This is a genomic window from Streptomyces tricolor (genome assembly GCF_002155905.1).
GTDB lineage: Bacteria > Actinomycetota > Actinomycetes > Streptomycetales > Streptomycetaceae > Streptomyces > Streptomyces tricolor.
In genome coordinates this window covers 1-16,569 of sequence record NZ_MUMF01000493.1, presented here as the reverse complement: position 1 = coordinate 16,569, position 16,569 = coordinate 1, and the positions used below count along the sequence as shown (strand labels likewise).

Annotated in this window: 17 protein-coding genes and 2 pseudogenes; 11 read left to right on the top strand and 8 right to left on the bottom strand. The window is 73.6% G+C overall.

Annotated elements, in window-relative coordinates:
• A pseudogene (locus tag CCN44_RS31115) lies at nucleotides 1-560 on the top strand (complex I subunit 5 family protein); the annotation flags it as partial.
• Here CCN44_RS31115 and CCN44_RS31110 read toward each other — a convergent pair.
• The 3 genes from CCN44_RS31110 to CCN44_RS31100 all read right to left on the bottom strand — a co-directional run bounded on the left by CCN44_RS31110 (nucleotide 561) and on the right by CCN44_RS31100 (nucleotide 2,818).
• Nucleotides 561-1,217 carry a DUF4230 domain-containing protein gene (locus CCN44_RS31110; RefSeq protein WP_189396960.1) on the bottom strand — a complete coding sequence of 219 codons (657 nt, stop codon included), beginning with the start codon at nucleotides 1,215-1,217 and terminating at the stop codon, nucleotides 561-563.
• A 135-nt stretch (nucleotides 1,218-1,352) separates the two neighbouring features.
• Nucleotides 1,353-1,733, bottom strand: coding sequence for an anti-sigma factor antagonist (locus CCN44_RS31105; RefSeq protein WP_079080800.1), 381 nt, complete (start codon nucleotides 1,731-1,733; stop codon nucleotides 1,353-1,355).
• A 134-nt stretch (nucleotides 1,734-1,867) separates the two neighbouring features.
• Nucleotides 1,868-2,818, bottom strand: a complete 951-nt coding sequence (locus CCN44_RS31100; protein WP_086701316.1) for an NADP-dependent oxidoreductase — start codon at nucleotides 2,816-2,818, stop codon at nucleotides 1,868-1,870.
• Nucleotides 2,819-2,889: 71 nt separating this feature from the next.
• Here CCN44_RS31100 and CCN44_RS31095 point away from each other — a divergent pair, with 71 nt between their 5' ends.
• Both CCN44_RS31095 and CCN44_RS31090 read left to right on the top strand, forming a co-directional pair.
• Nucleotides 2,890-3,858, top strand: coding sequence for a GlxA family transcriptional regulator (locus CCN44_RS31095; protein WP_189396958.1), 969 nt, complete (start codon nucleotides 2,890-2,892; stop codon nucleotides 3,856-3,858).
• Nucleotides 3,859-3,935: 77 nt separating this feature from the next.
• Complete coding sequence (locus CCN44_RS31090; protein WP_059246779.1) at nucleotides 3,936-4,781, top strand: hypothetical protein; 846 nt, start codon at nucleotides 3,936-3,938, stop codon at nucleotides 4,779-4,781.
• Nucleotides 4,782-4,805: 24 nt separating this feature from the next.
• Here CCN44_RS31090 and CCN44_RS31085 read toward each other — a convergent pair whose 3' ends face one another.
• Nucleotides 4,806-6,431: an amidohydrolase gene (locus CCN44_RS31085; RefSeq protein WP_086701313.1), complete on the bottom strand. Its 1,626-nt coding sequence runs from the start codon at nucleotides 6,429-6,431 to the stop codon at nucleotides 4,806-4,808.
• 374 nt (nucleotides 6,432-6,805) lie between these two features.
• Here CCN44_RS31085 and CCN44_RS31075 point away from each other — a divergent pair, with 374 nt between their 5' ends.
• Both CCN44_RS31075 and CCN44_RS31070 read left to right on the top strand, forming a co-directional pair.
• A complete protein-coding gene (locus tag CCN44_RS31075) occupies nucleotides 6,806-7,270 on the top strand; it encodes a pyridoxamine 5'-phosphate oxidase family protein (protein WP_086701310.1) in 465 nt (154 codons plus the stop codon).
• Nucleotides 7,271-7,330: 60 nt separating this feature from the next.
• Nucleotides 7,331-7,723 carry a VOC family protein gene (locus tag CCN44_RS31070; protein WP_059246782.1) on the top strand — a complete coding sequence of 131 codons (393 nt, stop codon included), beginning with the start codon at nucleotides 7,331-7,333 and terminating at the stop codon, nucleotides 7,721-7,723.
• 146 nt (nucleotides 7,724-7,869) lie between these two features.
• Here the strand turns inward: CCN44_RS31070 and CCN44_RS31065 are convergent, their stop codons facing one another.
• Entirely contained in the window at nucleotides 7,870-8,172 is a 303-nt protein-coding gene (locus tag CCN44_RS31065) for a DUF4235 domain-containing protein (protein ID WP_059246783.1), read from the bottom strand.
• Between the two features lie 28 nt (nucleotides 8,173-8,200).
• Nucleotides 8,201-9,217, bottom strand: coding sequence for a glutathione S-transferase family protein (locus CCN44_RS31060; protein WP_059246784.1), 1,017 nt, complete (start codon nucleotides 9,215-9,217; stop codon nucleotides 8,201-8,203).
• A gap of 422 nt (nucleotides 9,218-9,639) precedes the next feature.
• On the opposite strand from CCN44_RS31060, the gene CCN44_RS31055 reads away from it, so the two are divergent.
• On the top strand, nucleotides 9,640-10,734 hold the full coding sequence (locus CCN44_RS31055; RefSeq protein ID WP_086701319.1) for a cation diffusion facilitator family transporter: 1,095 nt from the start codon (nucleotides 9,640-9,642) through the stop codon (nucleotides 10,732-10,734).
• Between the two features lie 79 nt (nucleotides 10,735-10,813).
• On the opposite strand, the gene CCN44_RS31050 is transcribed toward CCN44_RS31055, so the two are convergent.
• Complete coding sequence (locus CCN44_RS31050) at nucleotides 10,814-11,263, bottom strand: nitroreductase family deazaflavin-dependent oxidoreductase (protein WP_059246785.1); 450 nt, start codon at nucleotides 11,261-11,263, stop codon at nucleotides 10,814-10,816.
• Between the two features lie 193 nt (nucleotides 11,264-11,456).
• Here CCN44_RS31050 and CCN44_RS31045 point away from each other — a divergent pair, with 193 nt between their 5' ends.
• The 3 genes from CCN44_RS31045 to CCN44_RS31035 all read left to right on the top strand — a co-directional run bounded on the left by CCN44_RS31045 (nucleotide 11,457) and on the right by CCN44_RS31035 (nucleotide 13,508).
• Nucleotides 11,457-11,912: a nuclear transport factor 2 family protein gene (locus CCN44_RS31045; RefSeq protein WP_086701307.1), complete on the top strand. Its 456-nt coding sequence runs from the start codon at nucleotides 11,457-11,459 to the stop codon at nucleotides 11,910-11,912.
• Between the two features lie 153 nt (nucleotides 11,913-12,065).
• Entirely contained in the window at nucleotides 12,066-13,295 is a 1,230-nt protein-coding gene (locus tag CCN44_RS31040; RefSeq protein WP_059246787.1) for a cytochrome P450, read from the top strand.
• A 12-nt stretch (nucleotides 13,296-13,307) separates the two neighbouring features.
• On the top strand, nucleotides 13,308-13,508 hold the full coding sequence (locus CCN44_RS31035; protein WP_059246788.1) for a ferredoxin: 201 nt from the start codon (nucleotides 13,308-13,310) through the stop codon (nucleotides 13,506-13,508).
• Nucleotides 13,509-13,556: 48 nt separating this feature from the next.
• On the opposite strand, the gene CCN44_RS31030 is transcribed toward CCN44_RS31035, so the two are convergent.
• Entirely contained in the window at nucleotides 13,557-14,408 is an 852-nt protein-coding gene (locus CCN44_RS31030; RefSeq protein WP_086701303.1) for an endo alpha-1,4 polygalactosaminidase, read from the bottom strand.
• A 140-nt stretch (nucleotides 14,409-14,548) separates the two neighbouring features.
• Between CCN44_RS31030 and CCN44_RS31025 the strand changes: the two genes are divergently transcribed.
• A complete protein-coding gene (locus CCN44_RS31025; RefSeq protein WP_059246790.1) occupies nucleotides 14,549-15,517 on the top strand; it encodes an aldo/keto reductase in 969 nt (322 codons plus the stop codon).
• A 250-nt stretch (nucleotides 15,518-15,767) separates the two neighbouring features.
• Nucleotides 15,768-16,569, top strand: a pseudogene (locus CCN44_RS31020) (hydrolase); the annotation flags it as partial.

Sequence of the window (16,569 nt, the reverse complement as noted above, 5' to 3'; positions counted from 1 at the left end):
CGGCGCCCTCGCCCTGGCCGGCCTGCCGCCGTTCGGTACGGCCCTGGGCAAGGCGGTCACCGAGGAGGCGGTCGGCGGCCCGCTCACCGTGGTGTACGTGGCCGCCTCCGCGATCACCGCGGGCGCGGTCCTGAGGGTCACCGCCCGCGTCTTCCTGGGCCTCGGACCGCGTCCGGAGGACGCCGAGTACGAGACCAGCGGCTCCGACGAGGAACCGGAGACCCCCGGACTGCTGCGCCGGATCCCGGACATCATGACGACCGTCCCCGCCGTGCTGCTGGCCGCCGCCCTGNNGCTCCGTCAACGAGGCCGGCTCCGGCGGCGCGCACGTCTCCGTGCACTGGACCGCGCACGGCGTGCTGCTGGGGGTTGCCTCCACCGCGCTGGCCGTGGCACTGGCCGGACTCGCCGTCACCCGCCCCCGCTGGGTGGCCGCCCCCGACTGGGCCGCCCCCCTGCGACGCCTGCAGTCCGGGCACGTCGGCGACTACGTGGCCTGGCTGCTCATGGGCGCGACCGTCCTCGGGGCGCTGGCCCTGCCGGGAGTGCTGGATTCCTGATCAGCCGGATGCGCCGTACACGATGCGCACCTCCTCGAAGCCGAGCGAGCGCAGCAGCCCCCGGAGCATGCCCGTGGTGTTGCTCTCGGCCCGGGCGGTCAGCCCGCTGCTCCTCGCCGCGTCCCCGATGTGCCGGACGGCGAGCCGCTGCACGGCCTGCTCGCTGTTGGGGTTGTCCGAGAACAGGTCGCCGAGCCGGTCCAGCAGCCCGCGCTGCTTGGACACGGCGTAGGAGCGGTCGGGGTCCAGGGCCGGCCTGCCGAGGCGCGCGTGCGGCAGGCGCAGGGTGGCGGACGTGCGGTCGCTGTCGACCGTCACGTCCCGTTCGCCGAGCCGGCCCAGGTCGACGTAGGCATCCACGGTGCCCGCGCCGACGTACAGGGTGCGGGTGCCGCGGACGGCGTCGGGCAGGAACTCGGCGTCCTTGTCCAGGTCCACGACGACCTGGAAGCTGCCCGAGGCCGCCTCGTAACGGCTCATGTCCCGGACGGACTCCAGCAGCGCGGGTCCGGAGCGGTCATGGGTCTCGGTGCCGAACAGGTCCTTGATGCCCGGCAGTACGGCCAGCCGGATCCCGGCGAACAGTACGGCGAGCACCAGTACGAGCGCAGCCAGGGCCTTGGCCCAGCCCGGCAGGCGTCTGACGGAAGTCGTCATCGCGACGGTCCTCCTCCCTGCCCACCGGATGCCCGCGGACGGCCGGCACACCCCGCTCGCGGAGAACTGCCGGTCTGCGTTCCGCTTCCGTACCGCCGTCGCGGCCGGCGCGGGGGCGCTGCCCCACGCCGGCCCTCACAGCGAGCCGGACGCGGCCTCGGAGCGGGCCAGGGCCGCGTCCAGGTCCGGCGACGGGGGCAGCAGCCGGGCCAGACCGGTGACCCGGAACACCCGCAGGGTCAGCGGGTGGGTGCACACCAGGTGCAGCTGCCCGCCGCGTTCCAGCACCCGCACGCGCGCCCGGTACAGCAGCCGCAGCCCCGAGCAGTCGAAGAACTCCACCGGCCGCAGGTCGATGACGACCCGGGCGCCGGGCCGGCCGGTGACCCGGTCGAGGAACGGGCCGATCTCCGCCGCCGCGGCGATGTCGATCTCGCCCCGGAACTCCAGCACCGTGTGCCCGCGGTGGTCGTACACGCCCAGTTGCCGGGTGAGAGGTACGGGTTCGTGTCGCACCTCGGCACCACCTCCCACCCACCCGTGCCCCGACGTCGTTTCCCGATCGCCAAGTTACCCTCGATGGAAGGAATTTGAGCATGTTCGATTGACATATGTCTTCGAGTTTGACGCGTGTCGTCCGCGCGGGTCGCTCAGTCCGCCAGCAGCACCAGCTTGCCGGTGGTCCGGCCGGTGTCGCCCAGCTCGTGCGCCTTGGCCGCCTCGGCCAGCGGGAACGTCCCGGCGATCGTCGCCGTCAGCCGCCCGGACTCGGCCAGCTCCGCGATCGCCCGCATCCCGGCCCGGTCGGCGTCGACCAGCATGCGCACCGCCCGCACGCCCAGCCGCTCGGCCTCCTCGTAGAAGTCGTCCGAGCCCACCGGCAGGATCGACACCACCACACCGCCCGGCCGCAGCACCCGCAGGGACCGCACGGAGGTCTCGCCGCCGAGCGTGTCCAGGACCACGTCGACGTCCCGCACCGCCTCCGTGACATCCGTGGAGCGGTAGTCGACCGGCTCGTCCACGCCGATCTCCCGCAGGAAGTCGTGCTTGCCCGCGCTGGCCGTGCCGATCACGTACGCCCCGCGCGCCTTGGCGATCTGCACGGCCACATGGCCCACCCCGCCGGCCGCCGCGTGGATCAGCACCCGCTGCCCCGGCTGCACGTCCGCGTGCTCGGTCAGCGCCTGCCAGGCCGTGAGGGACACCAGCGGCAGCGCGCCCGCCTGCACATGGTCGAGGGAGGCCGGCTTGGGCACCAGGGCGCGGGCCGGGACGGTGACGTACTCGGCGTGCGAGCCGTGGCCGAAGGGGTAGGGCAGCATGCCGAAGACCTCGTCGCCGGGCCGGAACGCGGCCACGCCGATCCCGGTCTCCGCGACCTCCCCGGAGACGTCCCAGCCGAGGACGAACGGGGGCTCGCCCAGGAAGCCGCCGGTGGCCCGGTGCTTCCAGTCGGTGGGGTTCACCCCGGCGGCCCGCACCCGGACCAGCACCTCGTTCGGCCGCGGCCTCGGCCGCTCCATCCGTACTTCCTTCAGCACCTCGGGACCGCCGAGGACGTCCTGGCTGATGGCTCGCATCGTGTTCACATCGCTCATGGTCCCCCAGCCTGCCGGAGCCCGCGCGGCCGGGAAATGGCACGATTGCCAACCTTCGATAAGATCGTGCCATGTCTGACCTGGAGCTGCGCACCCGGCGCCCGGAACGGGTGGTCGTCCTGGCCCTCGACGGCGTCTATCCCTTCGAGCTGGGCATCCCCAGCCGCATCTTCGGCGCGGCCGACGGCCACTACGAGGTGCTCACCTGCTCGGTCGACGGCCGTCCGGTGCGCACCAACGCCGACTTCACCGTCGGCGTCGCCCACGGGCCCGAGATCCTGGAGACGGCCGACACGGTCGTCGTCGCCTCCATGGCGACCTCCCACATCCCCACCGAGCTGTCCGACGAGATCGCCGCCGCCCTCGCCCGCATCCGCCCGGACGCCCGGATCGTCTCCATCTGCACGGCCGCCTTCGTGCTCGCCGAGGCCGGACTGCTCGACGGCCGCCGGGCCACCACCCACTGGCAGGTGGCCGAGCTGTTCCGCCGCCGCTACCCCCGGGTGGACCTCGACCCGGACGTCCTCTTCGTCGCCGACGGCCGCATCCTCACCTCGGCCGGGGCGGCCTCCGGCGTCGACATCTGCCTGCACATCGTCCGCACCGACCACGGCAGCGAGCTGGCGAACGCCGTCGCCCGGCGCTGTGTCGTCCCCCCGTTCCGGGACGGCGGCCAGGCCCAGTACATCGAGCAGCCGGTCCCCGAGAGCGGTGCCGCCAGCACGGCCGCGACCCGCGCCTGGGCGCTGGAGCGCCTGGACGAGCCGCTCACCCTGGCGGACCTCGCCGGGCACGCCCGGATGAGCCTGCGCACCTTCGCCCGCCGCTTCAACGACGAGGTCGGCCTCAGCCCCGGCCGCTGGCTCATCCAGCAGCGGGTGGCCCGCGCCCGGCATCTGCTGGAGGCCAGCGACCTGCCGGTGGACCGGATCGCCGCCGAGGTCGGCTTCGCCACCGGCGCCTCGCTGCGCCAGCACCTCAACGCGGCGATCGGGGTGTCCCCGCAGGCCTACCGCAGAACCTTCCAGCGGACCCGCTGAACGTTCCGCCCCGTTCCCGCGTCGAAGGACCGCACGGCGCACAGCAGTGACGGAAGCACAGGGGAACAGGGGCGGGAATGCGCAGAGGACTCGTGGCGGTGGCGGTCCTGACGGCGGTGGCGGTGGCGGGGTGCGACGACGGCCCCCGGCCGGACCTGGTGGTGGAGGGCACCCCTCCGGCCACCCCCTACAGCGGTCCGCTCGCCGTCCCCACCAGACAGCTCGACGAGAGCACCCCGAGGGCCGTGCGGCTGGCCTCCGGCGCGGCCGGCCGGGCGCTGGAGTGCGACGGGGAGATCTTCGACGGCTCCGGGCCCGACGGCTGGGGCAGATCCGAGGGCGGCGCCACCCCGGAGGAAGGGCTCGCCCGCTACTTCGACATGGTCCAGCCGGAGCAGCCCGACCACGGCTACCGCGTGGAGCGCGCGGAGCGGGACCGGGTGCTGTACTCCTACGACGTGGACGGCCGGACCAAGGTGGCGGTCGTGGTGGCCAAGGACCAGCGGGACCGGCCCGGCTGGGGGCCGGAGACCAACGCCTCCTGCGATCCGGCCGAACTCCCCGAGAGCTTCACGGCCACCACGGACTGGGAGATCTGGACGGACCGCGCGGGCCGCAGGGTCCCGGTGACCCGGCTGCACAGCTCGACCGGGCCGGAGCACTGCGGCTGGCAGTCCGCCGGCTTCCTCGCCCTGGGCGACCGGACGTACGCCCGTGACCCCGAGGGCGTACTGGAGCGGGACGGCCTGCTCCGGGCGCCGTACCGCGCGAAGGTCCGCATGCCCGCCGACGCCCGCGACACCGGGTACCGCCACCGCGACCGGCGGCTGTGGCTGACGGCCGACAGGACCACCGCCTACGTCCGCACACCCGCGGGCGTGGAGGCCTGGCCGCGGCTCACTCAGGGAGCAGGCTGCGCCTGACCCGCGGCGCGGGTGTCACCGGGCTCACCCCGTTGTGTACACCCGCTCGCCGCCCACGTACGTGAGCGCCACCCGCGTGTCCGCGATCGCCTCCGGCGGCCCGGTGAACGGATCCCGGTCCAGGACCACCAGGTCGGCGAGCGCGCCGACGGCGACCCGGCCGGTGTCGTCCAGATGGTTCACGTACGCCGACCCGGCCGTGTACGCCGTCAACGCGTCGGCGAGGCGCAGCCGTTCGCCCGGCAGGAACACCGGCCCGGTGCCGCCCGGCTCCACCCGGTTGACCGCGACATGGATGCCCTGGAGCGGATCCGGGCTGCTCACCGGCCAGTCGCTGCCCGCCGCGAGCCGCGCCCCGGAGCGCAGCAGCGACCCGAACGGGTACTGCCGGGCGGCCCGTTCGGGGCCGAGGAACGGGATCGTCAGCTCGTCCATCTGCGGTTCGTGCGCGGCCCACAGCGGCTGGATGTTCGCGGTGGCGCCGAGCCGGGCGAACCGGGGCACGTCGTCCGGGTGCACGACCTGGAGGTGCGCCAGGTGCGGCCGGGTGTCTCCCGCGCCGTTGGCCTCCCGGGCCGCCTCGATCGCGTCCAGCGCGTCCCGTACCGCCCGGTCGCCCAGCGCGTGGAAGTGGCACTGGAAACCCAGCGCGTCCAACTCGGTGACGTACGCGGGCAGTCGGGCCGGATCCAGGAAGCTCGTGCCGCGGTTGGCCGTGGCACAGCCGCACCGGTCCAGGTACGGCTCCAGCAGCGCCGCCGTGTGGTTCTCGGCGACGCCGTCCAGCATGAGCTTCACCGTGCCCGCCCGGAACCGGCCCCGGCTCCACGCGGCCCGCTTCGCCACGAGGTCGGGGATCTGCTCGGCGCCCCGCTCCCGGTCCCACCACAGGGCACCCACCACCCGGGCGGTGAGCGAGCCGTCCTCGGCGGCGGTGCGGTAGGCCTCCGCCGGGTCGTCCATGCCGAGGAAGTCACCGACCAGCGCGTCCTGCCAGGCGGTGATGCCGAGCGCGTGCAGGTGCCGCTGCGCGCGCAGCAGCGCGGCCAGCCGGTCGGCCGGGCGGGCCGGCGGGACCAGCCGGCCGACCAGCTGCATGGCGCCCTCCTGGAGGGTGCCGCTGGGCTCTCCGGACGCGTCCCGCTCGATCCGCCCGTCGGCCGGGTCCGGCGTGTCCCGGCCGACACCGGCCAGCTCCAGCGCCCGGCTGTTCACCCAGGCGCCGTGGTGGTCGCGGTTGGGCAGGTACACCGGCCGGTCCGGAACCACCGCGTCCAGCAGCTCCTTCGTCGGCGTACCGCCCGCGAACGCCTCCATCGACCAGCCGCCGCCCAGGATCCACTCCCGCTCGGGGTGGGCGTCGGCGTAGGCGCGTACGGCGGCCACGGTCGCCTCGGCCGTCGTCCGGCCGGTCAGATCGCACCGGGACAGTTCCAGCCCGGCCGGCACCGGATGGACGTGCGCGTCCTGGAAACCGGGCAGCAGCAGCCGCCCGGCCAGGTCCACCACCTCCGTGCGCGGCCCGGCGAGTTCGCGCACCTCCGCGTGCCCGACGGCGGTGATCCGGTCCCCGGTGACGGCGACGGCGGTGGCGGTACGGCCCTCGGGGGTGAGGACGGGGCCGCCGGTGAAGAGCAGGTCAGCGTGCATGATGCCTTTCCTGGTCGGTCAGGCGGACAGGAAACCGCCCGGGCGCTCCACAGGTCAACGGTGTCGTCGTGAGGTCCCTCCCAGGAGGCCACCACCGGCTCACCGGCCGCGCGCACGAGATCCGGGCCGTGGAGAGCGTCCTCGGCGTGCTGCGCCGGGCCGGGTTCCGATCCGGAGGCGGTGCGGATCCGCCGCGCGTTCGCGGACCGGGCCCTCGCCTCCGGCGCCCCGGACTCCGCGGGTACCGCCCTGCCCCCGGCCGCCCGGGACCCGCTGCCCACCGCCGCGCGGACACGCCTCGGGCGACTCCGTGCACGGACCGGCCGGGCACGGTCACACTGATCGCAACGATCACACCGAGGAGGCCGTACGCCATGACCCCGCCCCCCGCCCGCAGCGCCGAGCAGCGCAAGAAGGACACCCTCCACCGGCTGGAGAACGACGTCGACGCGTGGGTCGCCACCGCCGGACCCGACGGCGCGGCCCCGTATCTCGTACCGCTGTCGTTCGTGTGGGACGGCAGCTCGCTGCTGATCGCCACCGCGGCCGGGAGCCCCACCGGCCGCAACCTGGTCGCCACCGGCAAGGCCCGGCTCGGTATCGGCCCCACCCGGGACGTGGTGCTGGTCGAGGGCACCGTGCGGGCGGTGCCGCCCGAGGACCTGCCCGAGGAGGACGCGGAGGTGTTCGCGGGGAAGACCGGCTTCGACCCGCGCCGACTGGCCACGCCCTACCTGTACTTCAGGGTCCTCCCGCAGCGGATCCAGGCCTGGCGCGAGGAGAACGAGCTGCGCGGGCGCGAGCTGATGCGCGACGGGGAGTGGCTGCGCGCCGACTGAATCCGGGGGCCCGGGATATCCGCCTGGGAAGAGGACACTTCGTCGGTCCCGGGAGGACCCATGACACTGGTCAAAGCGGGCGTGGTCGTGCTGGACTGCGCCGAGCCCGAGAAACTCGCCGAGTTCTACCGGGAGTTGCTGGAGGGCGAGCGGACCGCCGCGTCCGCCAACCTGGTCGAGATCCGGGGCGCCGACGGCGTCCGGCTGGCCTTCCGGCGCGACATCAACGCCACCCCGCCCAGCTGGCCGCGCCCCGAGAACTCCCTCCAGGTCCACCTCGACTTCCTCGTCGACGACCTGGACGAGGCCGAGCGGCGCGTCGTAGGACTCGGAGGCCGCCCCGTCGACACCAAGGACGCGGCGGGCCCCTACGAGCAACGCGTCTACGCCGACCCCGCGGGCCACTCCTTCACCCTGCGCCTCCTGCCCGGGACGGCTCCGAAACAGGGCTGACGTCCGGTGCCGCGAGCCAACCGCGGCGGAGGCGGCCGGCAGGGGCCACGCGTCCGGTGGTCAGGACGGGGCCGACCGGCGGCTCCGGGCGGGTCCCGGAGCGCCGGCCGGCCCCGTCGTGGTCCGGGGGGAGGGGGGAGGCCGGGTCAGTCCCGGCCCTTCTTGTCGGTCACCGGCCATACGCCCGTCGACCGGGCGATGGCCTTCGCGCCGGTGCGGTCCACGGCGCTGCGCACCACGGCGAAGATCGCGCCCTGGACCGCCGCCGCCAGCAGGATCTCGCCCCAGCTGCGGTCCGGGTCCAGCGCGTCGGGCGCGTCCTCCTCGTGCCGGATGGCCATCCACGCCTTGCGGAAGGCCATACCGGCCAGCGCACCGCCCGCCCAGCTGAGCACGAATCCGACCGGTTGGTAGGCGAGGGGGAGCTTCTTCTTCTTTGTCTTGGCCATGTGTGACTACTTCCTCGTCATGCGGTCCTCATGCGGGCCGTCCTCGCGTGGCCACCCGTTCGCCCGGGGGCACCGGACCCGGCGGCGTACCGTCCCCGAACGGCCGGCCGCCCAGCTCCGCGCGGCCGTGCGGGCTCAGCCAGCCGGCCAGGTCCGGGCCGAGCGGCACGATGCCGGTGGGGTTGATGCCGGTGTGCACCTGGTAGTAGTGCCGCTTGATGTGGTCGAAGTCGACCGTGTCGCCGAAGCCCGGCGTCTGGAACAGATCCCGGGCGTACGCCCAGAGCACCGGATGCTCCGCCAGCTTCCACCGGTTGCACTTGAAGTGGCCGTGGTACACCGCGTCGAACCGGACCAGCGTGGTGAACAGCCGGATGTCCGCTTCCGTGAGGGTGTCACCGACCAGATACCGCTGCCCGGACAGCCGCTCGCCGAGCAGTTCCAGCCGCCGGAACACGGCCGCGCACGCCTCCTCGTACTCCTTCTGGTGCGTGGCGAACCCCGCCCGGTACACCCCGTTGTTCACCTCTTCGTAGACCTCGGCCATCACCCGGTCGATCTCCTCGCGCCGGGCGGCCGGGTACAGGTCCGGCGCGCCGGGGCGGTGCAGGGCCGTCCACTCGGTGGCCAGGTCCAGGGTGAGCGTCTGGTAGTCGTTGGTGACCAGCCGTCCGCTGGGCACGTCCACGACCGCGGGCACGCTCACCCCGCCCGGATAGCCGGTCTCCCGCTTGTCGTACGCCTCGCTCAGGAACCGGATGCCGAGCACCGGGTCCCGGCCCTCCGGGTCCAGGGTGAACCGCCAGCTGCGGTCGTCCTGGACGGGATCGGCCACCGCCATCGGCAGCGCCTCCTCCAGCCCCAGCAGCCGACGCGAGATCACCGCCCGGCTCGCCCACGGACAGGCGCGGGAGACCACCAGCCGGTAACGGCCCGCCTCGACCGGCCAGCCGTCCCGGCCGTCGGCGGTGATCCGGTCCCTGAAATGGCTCCGGGACCGGCTGAAGCTCCGGTGTCCGTAGGCGCGGTTGCCGTCGCCGCCCATGTCTCCTCCTCGCCGACCGGGTCCTGACGCCCACCGCGTTCCCCGTTTCACGCGGACGGCACGGTGTGATCCGTTCGGTCCGGGGCAACCGGCGAAGGGTGAGCGGGACATCCTCGGAACGGGAGACGGCCGCACGGACGGCCGAGGACAGCGCGGACCGGCCGGCACGCACGCCGGCCGGCCGCGACGGCAACCGCACGGCAGGCGGCCTGCCCGACCTCAGGGCGGACGGCCGGCCGGACCACAGGGCGGGTGGCCTGCCCGGCCTCAGGGGTGACCGTCGGCCGGGCGACGGGGCCGGTGCCCCGCCCGGCTCCGACGGTGACGGCCGGCCGGACAACGGTGACGGCCGGCCGGACCGGAAGGCCGGTGGTCCAACCGGTCCCGGGGCCGGCGGCACGTCCTTTCCCGCGGCCGACGGCATGCCCGTTCCCGTGGCCGACGGCCGGCCGCACCGCGAGGCCGGCGGCCGGGCCGGTGCCGAGCCCGGTGCGGACACCAAGGCCCATGCCGATGCCGAGCCCGGTGCCGACGCCGAGGTCACGGCCGATGCCGAGGCCGCCGGTGCTAAGGGCGACCGGCACACCAGGGTCACCGTCCTCGTGGCCCTCGGCGCCAATCTGGTGATCGCCGTCGCCAAGGCGGTCGGCGGAGTCCTCGCGGGCTCGCCAGCGCTGCTGTCGGAGGCCGCGCACTCGGTCGCCGACAGCCTCAACGAGGTCTTCCTGCTGGCCGCCCTGCGCCGCAGCCGCCGCCCCGCCGACACCCGGCACCCCTTCGGCTACGGCAAGGAGCGCTTCTTCTGGTCCCTGCTCGCCGCCGTGGGCATCTTCGTCATGGGCGGCTGCTTCTCCTTCTTCCAGGGCTTCGAGGCCTTGCGCGGCGGCGCCGAGGAGAAGCTCAGCGGCTATGTGGCGGGCCTGATCGTGCTGGGCGTGGCCCTGCTCGCCGAGGGTGCCTCGCTGCTGCGGGCCCTGTACCAGGTCCGCCGGCAGGGCGACGGCCTCGGCGGGCTGCGCGATCCCGCGCTGCGCACGGTGATCGCCGAGGACGGCACCGCGGTGCTCGGCGTGAGCCTCGCCCTGGCCGGGATGGCCCTGCACATGGCGACCGGGCAGGTCGTCTGGGAGGCGTCCGCCTCGCTCGCGATCGGCCTGCTGCTGGTGTACGTCGCCTACCGGCTCGGCCGCGACGCCCGCGCCCAGCTGGTCGGGGAGGCCGCCGACCCGGAGCTGACCGGAAGGATCCGGGCGCTGCTGCGGGCGCAGCCGGAGATCGACAGCGTGGAGGCGGTGCTCACCATGAAGATGGGCCTCGAATCCACCCTGGTCGCCGCCCGCGTCGACCTGATGCCGGGCCTGGACAGCGAACGCGTCGAGGAGGTCGCCGTACGCATCAAGCGGTCCCTCGCCCGGACGTTCCCCGACGTCGGCCAGATCTTCCTGGACGTCACCGACCGGCCGGCGGGCGAGGCACGAGAGAGCCCCGCCGCGACGGGGGAACGCGGCGGGGCCTGACGCTCCAGTGCCCGCCCGGAAGACGGTTCACACGCCTCCGAAACAGATTTTTCTGAAATGGAGCGGTCCCCGGCCTGAATCAGCTCTCGCCGAGCGGCTCCAGCACGAAGACCGGGATCTCCCGGGACGTCTTCTCCTGGTACTCGGCGTACGGCGGAAACGCGGCCACCGCCCGCTCCCACCACTCCGCCTTCTCCGCCCCGGTGACCTCACGGGCCCGCATGTCCCGCTTCACCGGTCCGTCCTGCAGCTCGACGTGCGGGTCGGACTTCACGTTGAAGTACCAGACCGGATGCCTGGGCGCACCGCCGACGGAGGCGACCGCCGCGTACCGGCCCTCGTGCTCCACCCGCATCAGCGGTGTCTTGCGGATCTTCCCGCTCTTCGCACCCCGGGTGGTCAGCACGATCACCGGCAAGCCGGTGTCGCGCAGCGTCGTCCCCTTCGTCCCGCCGGAACTCTCGTACAGCTCGACCTGCTCGCGCACCCACTGCGTCGGGCTGGGCTCGTACTCGCCCTCAAGAGGCATGGGATCCGCTCCCTTTCGTCGGTCCAACGAACGTCTGCCACGGGCGTCAACGCCGGTGGCCGCCGGATGCATCCGTGCCTCGCGCGGCGTTCGCCGACGCGGTCATGACCTCAGAGGTCATCGCGCCGCCCCCGCCGCACGCGGCACAGTGGTCCGCGTCCCGATCACTGCCCACCGGGGGAGGAAACGACTCATGTCCGCCGACCGCACCGCCGCGACCCGCTCCGTCGTGCAGGAACTGCTCCGCAGGATCGCCGAGGGCGACCCGGAGCGGATCGCCGAGCTGTACGCCGACGACTGCGACTGGCGCCTGGACTGGCCGGAGGAGGAGCACGGCCGCGCCGACACCCCGTGGATCCGGCACCGCGCCACCCGCGCCGACGCCGCCGCCCACTACCGGGAACTGGCCGCCCACCACGTCCCGGAGCGGGCGGACACCACGATCGAGCGCATCCTGGCCGACGGCGCGGACGCGGTCGTGTGCGGCGTCATCCGGCAGACCGCCGCCCCGACCGGCCGCGCCTACACCGCCCGGTTCGCCCTGCACCTCACCGTGCGGGACGGCCTGGTCGTACGGCACCACGTGTACGAGGACAGCCTCGCCGTCGCCCGTGCCTTCGCCCCGGACGAGGACGAGAGCCGACGGTGAGGAACGGTGGCCGAATCAGATCCCCGGACCCGGGGTACTTCGGCCAGATGACGAAGGTCACCGAAGTGGCTGAACTTGCCGTCGACCTATAGGTGCCTGGGGCATCTAATGAAGATCGGCACGACGCACTTCATTCGTCTGCGAGGTCTTTCCATGACGGAACTGACGGACATCAGCAGCCCGGCCGCCCCGGCCCGACCCGTCGCCTTCCCCCAGGACCGCACCTGCCCCTACCACCCGCCCACCGGTTACGACCCCCTGCGCGACGGGCGACCCCTGTCCCGCGTCACCCTCTACGACGGCCGCGAGGTCTGGCTGGTCACCGCGCACGCCACCGCCCGCGCCCTGCTCGCCGACTCCCGCCTGTCCACCGAGCGCCGCCGCCCCGGCTTCCCCGTGCCCACGCCCCGGTTCGAGGCGGGCCGCGACCGCCGGGTGGCCCTGCTCGGCGTGGACGACCCCGAGCACCACCGCCAGCGGCGGATGCTGATCCCGTCGTTCACCGTCAAGCGCGCGGCGACGCTGCGCCCCTGGATCCAGCGGATCGTGGACGACCTGCTGGACGCCATGATCGCGCAGGGGCCGCCCGCCGAGCTGGTCTCCGCCTTCGCGCTGCCCGTGCCGTCGATGGTGATCTGCGGCCTGCTCGGGGTGCCGTACGCCGACCACGAGTTCTTCGAGGAGCAGTCCCGCAGGCTGCTGCGCGGCCCGACGGGCGCCGACACCGTGGCCGCCCGCGACCGGCTGGAGGAGTACCTCGGCGGGCTGATCGACGCCAAGGCCAAGGAGGCCGAGCCCGGCGACGGCATCCTCGACGAGCTGGTCCACCAGCGGCTGCGCACGGGCGAACTGGACCGCGCCGACGCGGTGTCGCTCGCCATCATCCTGCTGGTCGCCGGCCACGAGACCACCGCCAACATGATCTCCCTCGGCACCTACACCCTGCTCCAGCATCCCGACCGGCTGGCCGAGCTGCGCGCCGACCCGGCGCTGCTGCCCGCCGTCGTGGAGGAGCTGATGCGGATGCTGTCCATCGCGGAAGGGCTCCAGCGGGTGGCGCTGGAGGACATCGAGATCGCCGGCACCACCATCCGGGCCGGCGACGGCGTCCTCTTCGCCACGTCGGTGATCAACCGCGACACGGCGATGTACGACGACCCCGACACCCTGGACTTCCACCGCCCCGACCGCCACCACATCGCGTTCGGCTTCGGCATCCACCAGTGCCTCGGCCAGAACCTGGCCCGCGCGGAACTGGAGATCGCCCTGGGCAGCCTGTTCACCCGGCTGCCCGAGCTGCGGCTCGCGGTCCCGGCGGAGGAGATTCCGTTCAAACCCGGCGACACGATCCAGGGGATGCTGGAACTCCCTGTGACCTGGTAAGAGGCTCTGCTCATGCACATCGACATCGACAAGGACGTCTGTATCGGCGCCGGGCAGTGCGCGCTGGCCGCCCCGGGCGTCTTCACCCAGGACGACGACGGCTACAGCACCCTCCTGCCCGGCCGCGAGGACGGCGCGGGCGACGCGATGGTCCGGGCCGCGGCCCGCGCCTGCCCGGTGAGCGCCATCACCGTGCGGGACAGCACCGGCTGACCCCTCCCCGGCGGTACGGCGCCCCCCGGGGCCGCCGTACCGCCGGCCCTAGCGCACCTTGCGGACGTACCCGGCGCTGCCCGGCCTGGACACGTCCCGGTCGCGGCGGACGATGCTCAGGCGGTCGCCCCAGCGGGCGCGGGCCGCGCGCAGGCCGCCGTCGGTGTACTCGATGTCCACCACCCGGTCGTCGAACGCCTCGGCGTACACCTCGCACTCGTCGTACTGCCCGCACTCCTCCGCCACCGCGAAGTCCAGCCCGGCCCGCTCGCGCTGCCCGGCCAGCTCCGCGGTGTTCTTCTGCGCGACGGCCAGGTGCCGGGCGTGCGCGTGCCGGGAGAGCAGGGCCATGAACGCGGTGGCGTCGGCCGCGGTGAGCAGCCGGTGCGAGCGGGTGTAGCTGTCGTAGTTGTCGGGCTCCACGGCGTCGTACCCCTTGTCCGCGCAGTCGTCGATCCACCGGTTGACCCGTTCGGCCACCCGTGCGCGCTTGGCCGGGGTGCCGATGTCGAGCAGCGGCTCGTTCCAGTCCTCGTCGATGACGGCATCGCCCCGCGCGTCGCGCAGCAGCAGGTCGGCCGGCCAGGACGCGCGCTCGGCGGGCTGCGCCTGGAACGCGTTGACGTAGCAGATGTTGTACAGGCCCGGCGCGGGGGAGTCGGACCGGTCGCGGCTGACGATCCGCACGCCCTCGGGCGGGGGATAGGCGCCGCCGATCTGGTAGTCGAACCCGGCGTGCCGCGGGGGCAGCCGCAGCGCGGCGGGCTGCCGCGCGCCGCCCCGCTCCGGCTCGCCCGAGGCGCATCCGGCCAGGGCCGGCACTGTGACGATCAGCGCTGCCGCCAGGGCGCCCAGGGCCGTGCGTGCCCCCGTGGCGCGGCGCACACCCGAGGGGGACAACTCCGCTCCATCCTGCCCACGCCGGGCGGCGCGGTACGTGTCAGGATCAAATCGGCCGCACACCGGCGGCGTCAAGTCGGTCCCGCGCCACCGTCGTAGGCTCTGCCATGACCATCGTCCCGAAGGCAGGAGCAGCAACGATGCAGTACGTGAAGCTCGGTTCGACGGGCCTGGACGTCTCGCGGATCTGTCTGGGCTGCATGACCTACGGCCTGCCCGACCGCGGCGTCCACGAGTGGACCCTCGACGAGGAGGCGTCCCGTCCGCTGATCCGGCAGGCGCTGGAGGCGGGCATCAACTTCTTCGACACCGCGAACGTCTACTCCGACGGCACCAGCGAGGAGATCGTCGGCAAGGCCCTGCGCGACTTCGCCCGCCGGGACGAGATCGTGCTGGCCACCAAGGTGAACGGCCGGATGCGGCCGGGCCCCAACGGGGCGGGGCTGTCCCGCAAGGCCATCATGAGCGAGATCGACCACAGCCTGCGCCGGCTCGGCACCGACTATGTCGACCTCTACCAGATCCACCGCTACGACCACGCCACTCCCGTCGAGGAGACGATGGAGGCGTTGCACGATCTGGTCAAGGCGGGCAAGGTCCGCTACATCGGGGCGAGTTCGATGTACGCGTGGGAGTTCTCCAAGGCGCAGTACACCGCCGAGCGGCACGGCTGGACGAAGTTCGTGTCCATGCAGAACCACTACAACCTGCTCTACCGGGAGGAGGAGCGGGAGATGCTGCCCCTGTGCGCGGACCAGGGTGTCGGCGTGCTGCCGTGGAGCCCGCTCGCCCGCGGGCGGCTCACCCGCGACTGGGGGACCGTCACCGAGCGCAGCGCGAACGACGACTTCGGCGGCCGGCTGTACCTGGAGAGCGACCGCGCGATCGTCGAGGCCGTGACCCGGATCGCGGAGGCCCGGGGCGTGCCCCGCGCCCAGGTGGCCCTCGCCTGGCTGCTGCACCAGGACACGGTGGCGGCCCCCATCGTCGGCGCCGCCAAGCCGCACCACATCGAGGACGCCGTGGCCGCCGTCGGACTGGAACTGACGGAGAAGGAGATCGAGGAACTGGAGCAGCCCTACACACCGCGCGCGATCAGCGGCCACTGAACCGCGCCCGCGGACGGCGGTAAGGGGAGGAAATGGCTGCCGTTGACGAAGTGTCAATGGAAATAGCCGGCGCGGTGCATGCCGAGAATCGTGAGATCACTTGTTCGGGCGTGTTCGGCTGTGCGAAAGTGCCGCCTCAGGTGGACGTTCGAGCTGCCTCATGACCTCGCCGTACCCATAGGTACGGACTAATTCCCCGTTGTACGTCTGGAGGAATTCGGCCGTGACCGAGGCAGGCCCGTCGGACGAAATGCTGAGCGCCGAACTGAAGAAGTGGACGGGAGCGTCGCCCGCGGTGCATCCCGTCGGTGAACTCCTCGACCGGCACTGGGCGGCGGCCTTCGCCTACGCCCGGCTGTGCGCGGACGGACCGCGCGCCGCCGGGATGCTCACCACGGCCGCCTTCACCCGGCTCTTCGGGGCCTCCCTGCGGCAGAGCGGCCCGACCGCCGCCTGGCGGCCCCAGGTGCTGGTCGCCGTCCGCCGTATCGCGGCCGAGTGGGACACCGACGGCCGCCAGGAACTCCTCCATCCCGCGCTGCGCCCCGGCGGTGGAACCGGCGGGCGCGCCGCGGCCCGGCTGCTGCCTCCGCCCGGCCGGCGGCTGCTGTCCCGTGCGTTCCAGCGGCTCCCCGAGACCTCCCGGGCCGTGCTGTGGCACACCGAGGTCGAGGCCGAACCCCTGGCCGTGCCCGCCGCGCTGCTGGGCCTGGACGAGGAGGACGTCCGCGTCGAACTCCGCCGGGCCCGCGAGCGGCTGCGCGAGGAGTGCCTCCAGGTGCACCGCGAACTCGCGCCCGACGCCGAGTGCCGCCGCTACCTGCGCCTGCTGGACGTGACCTTCCGGCGCGGCGGCACCGGCATGGACCCGGATCTGCGGCAGCACCTGGCCGGATGCGGTCACTGCGGCCGGACCGCCGGCCAACTCGCCCGGTTCGGCGACGGCTTGGGCCTCGCCCTCGCCGAGGCGGTCCTCGGCTGGGGCGCCCGCGACTATGTGGAGTCCCGGGCGGCCCGCGCCGCGGAGCCCGCCGCACCGGCCCCGGCCGCCG

Coding starts and splice junctions, on each gene's coding strand:
- CCN44_RS31110 (WP_189396960.1), bottom strand. CDS start 1,217: ATGACGACTTCCGTCAGACGCCTGCCGGGCTGGGCCAAGGCCCTGGCT.
- CCN44_RS31100 (WP_086701316.1), bottom strand. CDS start 2,818: ATGAGCGATGTGAACACGATGCGAGCCATCAGCCAGGACGTCCTCGGC.
- CCN44_RS31095 (WP_189396958.1), top strand. CDS start 2,890: ATGTCTGACCTGGAGCTGCGCACCCGGCGCCCGGAACGGGTGGTCGTC.
- CCN44_RS31090 (WP_059246779.1), top strand. CDS start 3,936: ATGCGCAGAGGACTCGTGGCGGTGGCGGTCCTGACGGCGGTGGCGGTG.
- CCN44_RS31085 (WP_086701313.1), bottom strand. CDS start 6,431: ATGCACGCTGACCTGCTCTTCACCGGCGGCCCCGTCCTCACCCCCGAG.
- CCN44_RS31075 (WP_086701310.1), top strand. CDS start 6,806: ATGACCCCGCCCCCCGCCCGCAGCGCCGAGCAGCGCAAGAAGGACACC.
- CCN44_RS31070 (WP_059246782.1), top strand. CDS start 7,331: ATGACACTGGTCAAAGCGGGCGTGGTCGTGCTGGACTGCGCCGAGCCC.
- CCN44_RS31065 (WP_059246783.1), bottom strand. CDS start 8,172: ATGGCCAAGACAAAGAAGAAGAAGCTCCCCCTCGCCTACCAACCGGTC.
- CCN44_RS31060 (WP_059246784.1), bottom strand. CDS start 9,217: ATGGGCGGCGACGGCAACCGCGCCTACGGACACCGGAGCTTCAGCCGG.
- CCN44_RS31055 (WP_086701319.1), top strand. CDS start 9,640: ATGCCCGTTCCCGTGGCCGACGGCCGGCCGCACCGCGAGGCCGGCGGC.
- CCN44_RS31050 (WP_059246785.1), bottom strand. CDS start 11,263: ATGCCTCTTGAGGGCGAGTACGAGCCCAGCCCGACGCAGTGGGTGCGC.
- CCN44_RS31045 (WP_086701307.1), top strand. CDS start 11,457: ATGTCCGCCGACCGCACCGCCGCGACCCGCTCCGTCGTGCAGGAACTG.
- CCN44_RS31040 (WP_059246787.1), top strand. CDS start 12,066: ATGACGGAACTGACGGACATCAGCAGCCCGGCCGCCCCGGCCCGACCC.
- CCN44_RS31035 (WP_059246788.1), top strand. CDS start 13,308: ATGCACATCGACATCGACAAGGACGTCTGTATCGGCGCCGGGCAGTGC.
- CCN44_RS31025 (WP_059246790.1), top strand. CDS start 14,549: ATGCAGTACGTGAAGCTCGGTTCGACGGGCCTGGACGTCTCGCGGATC.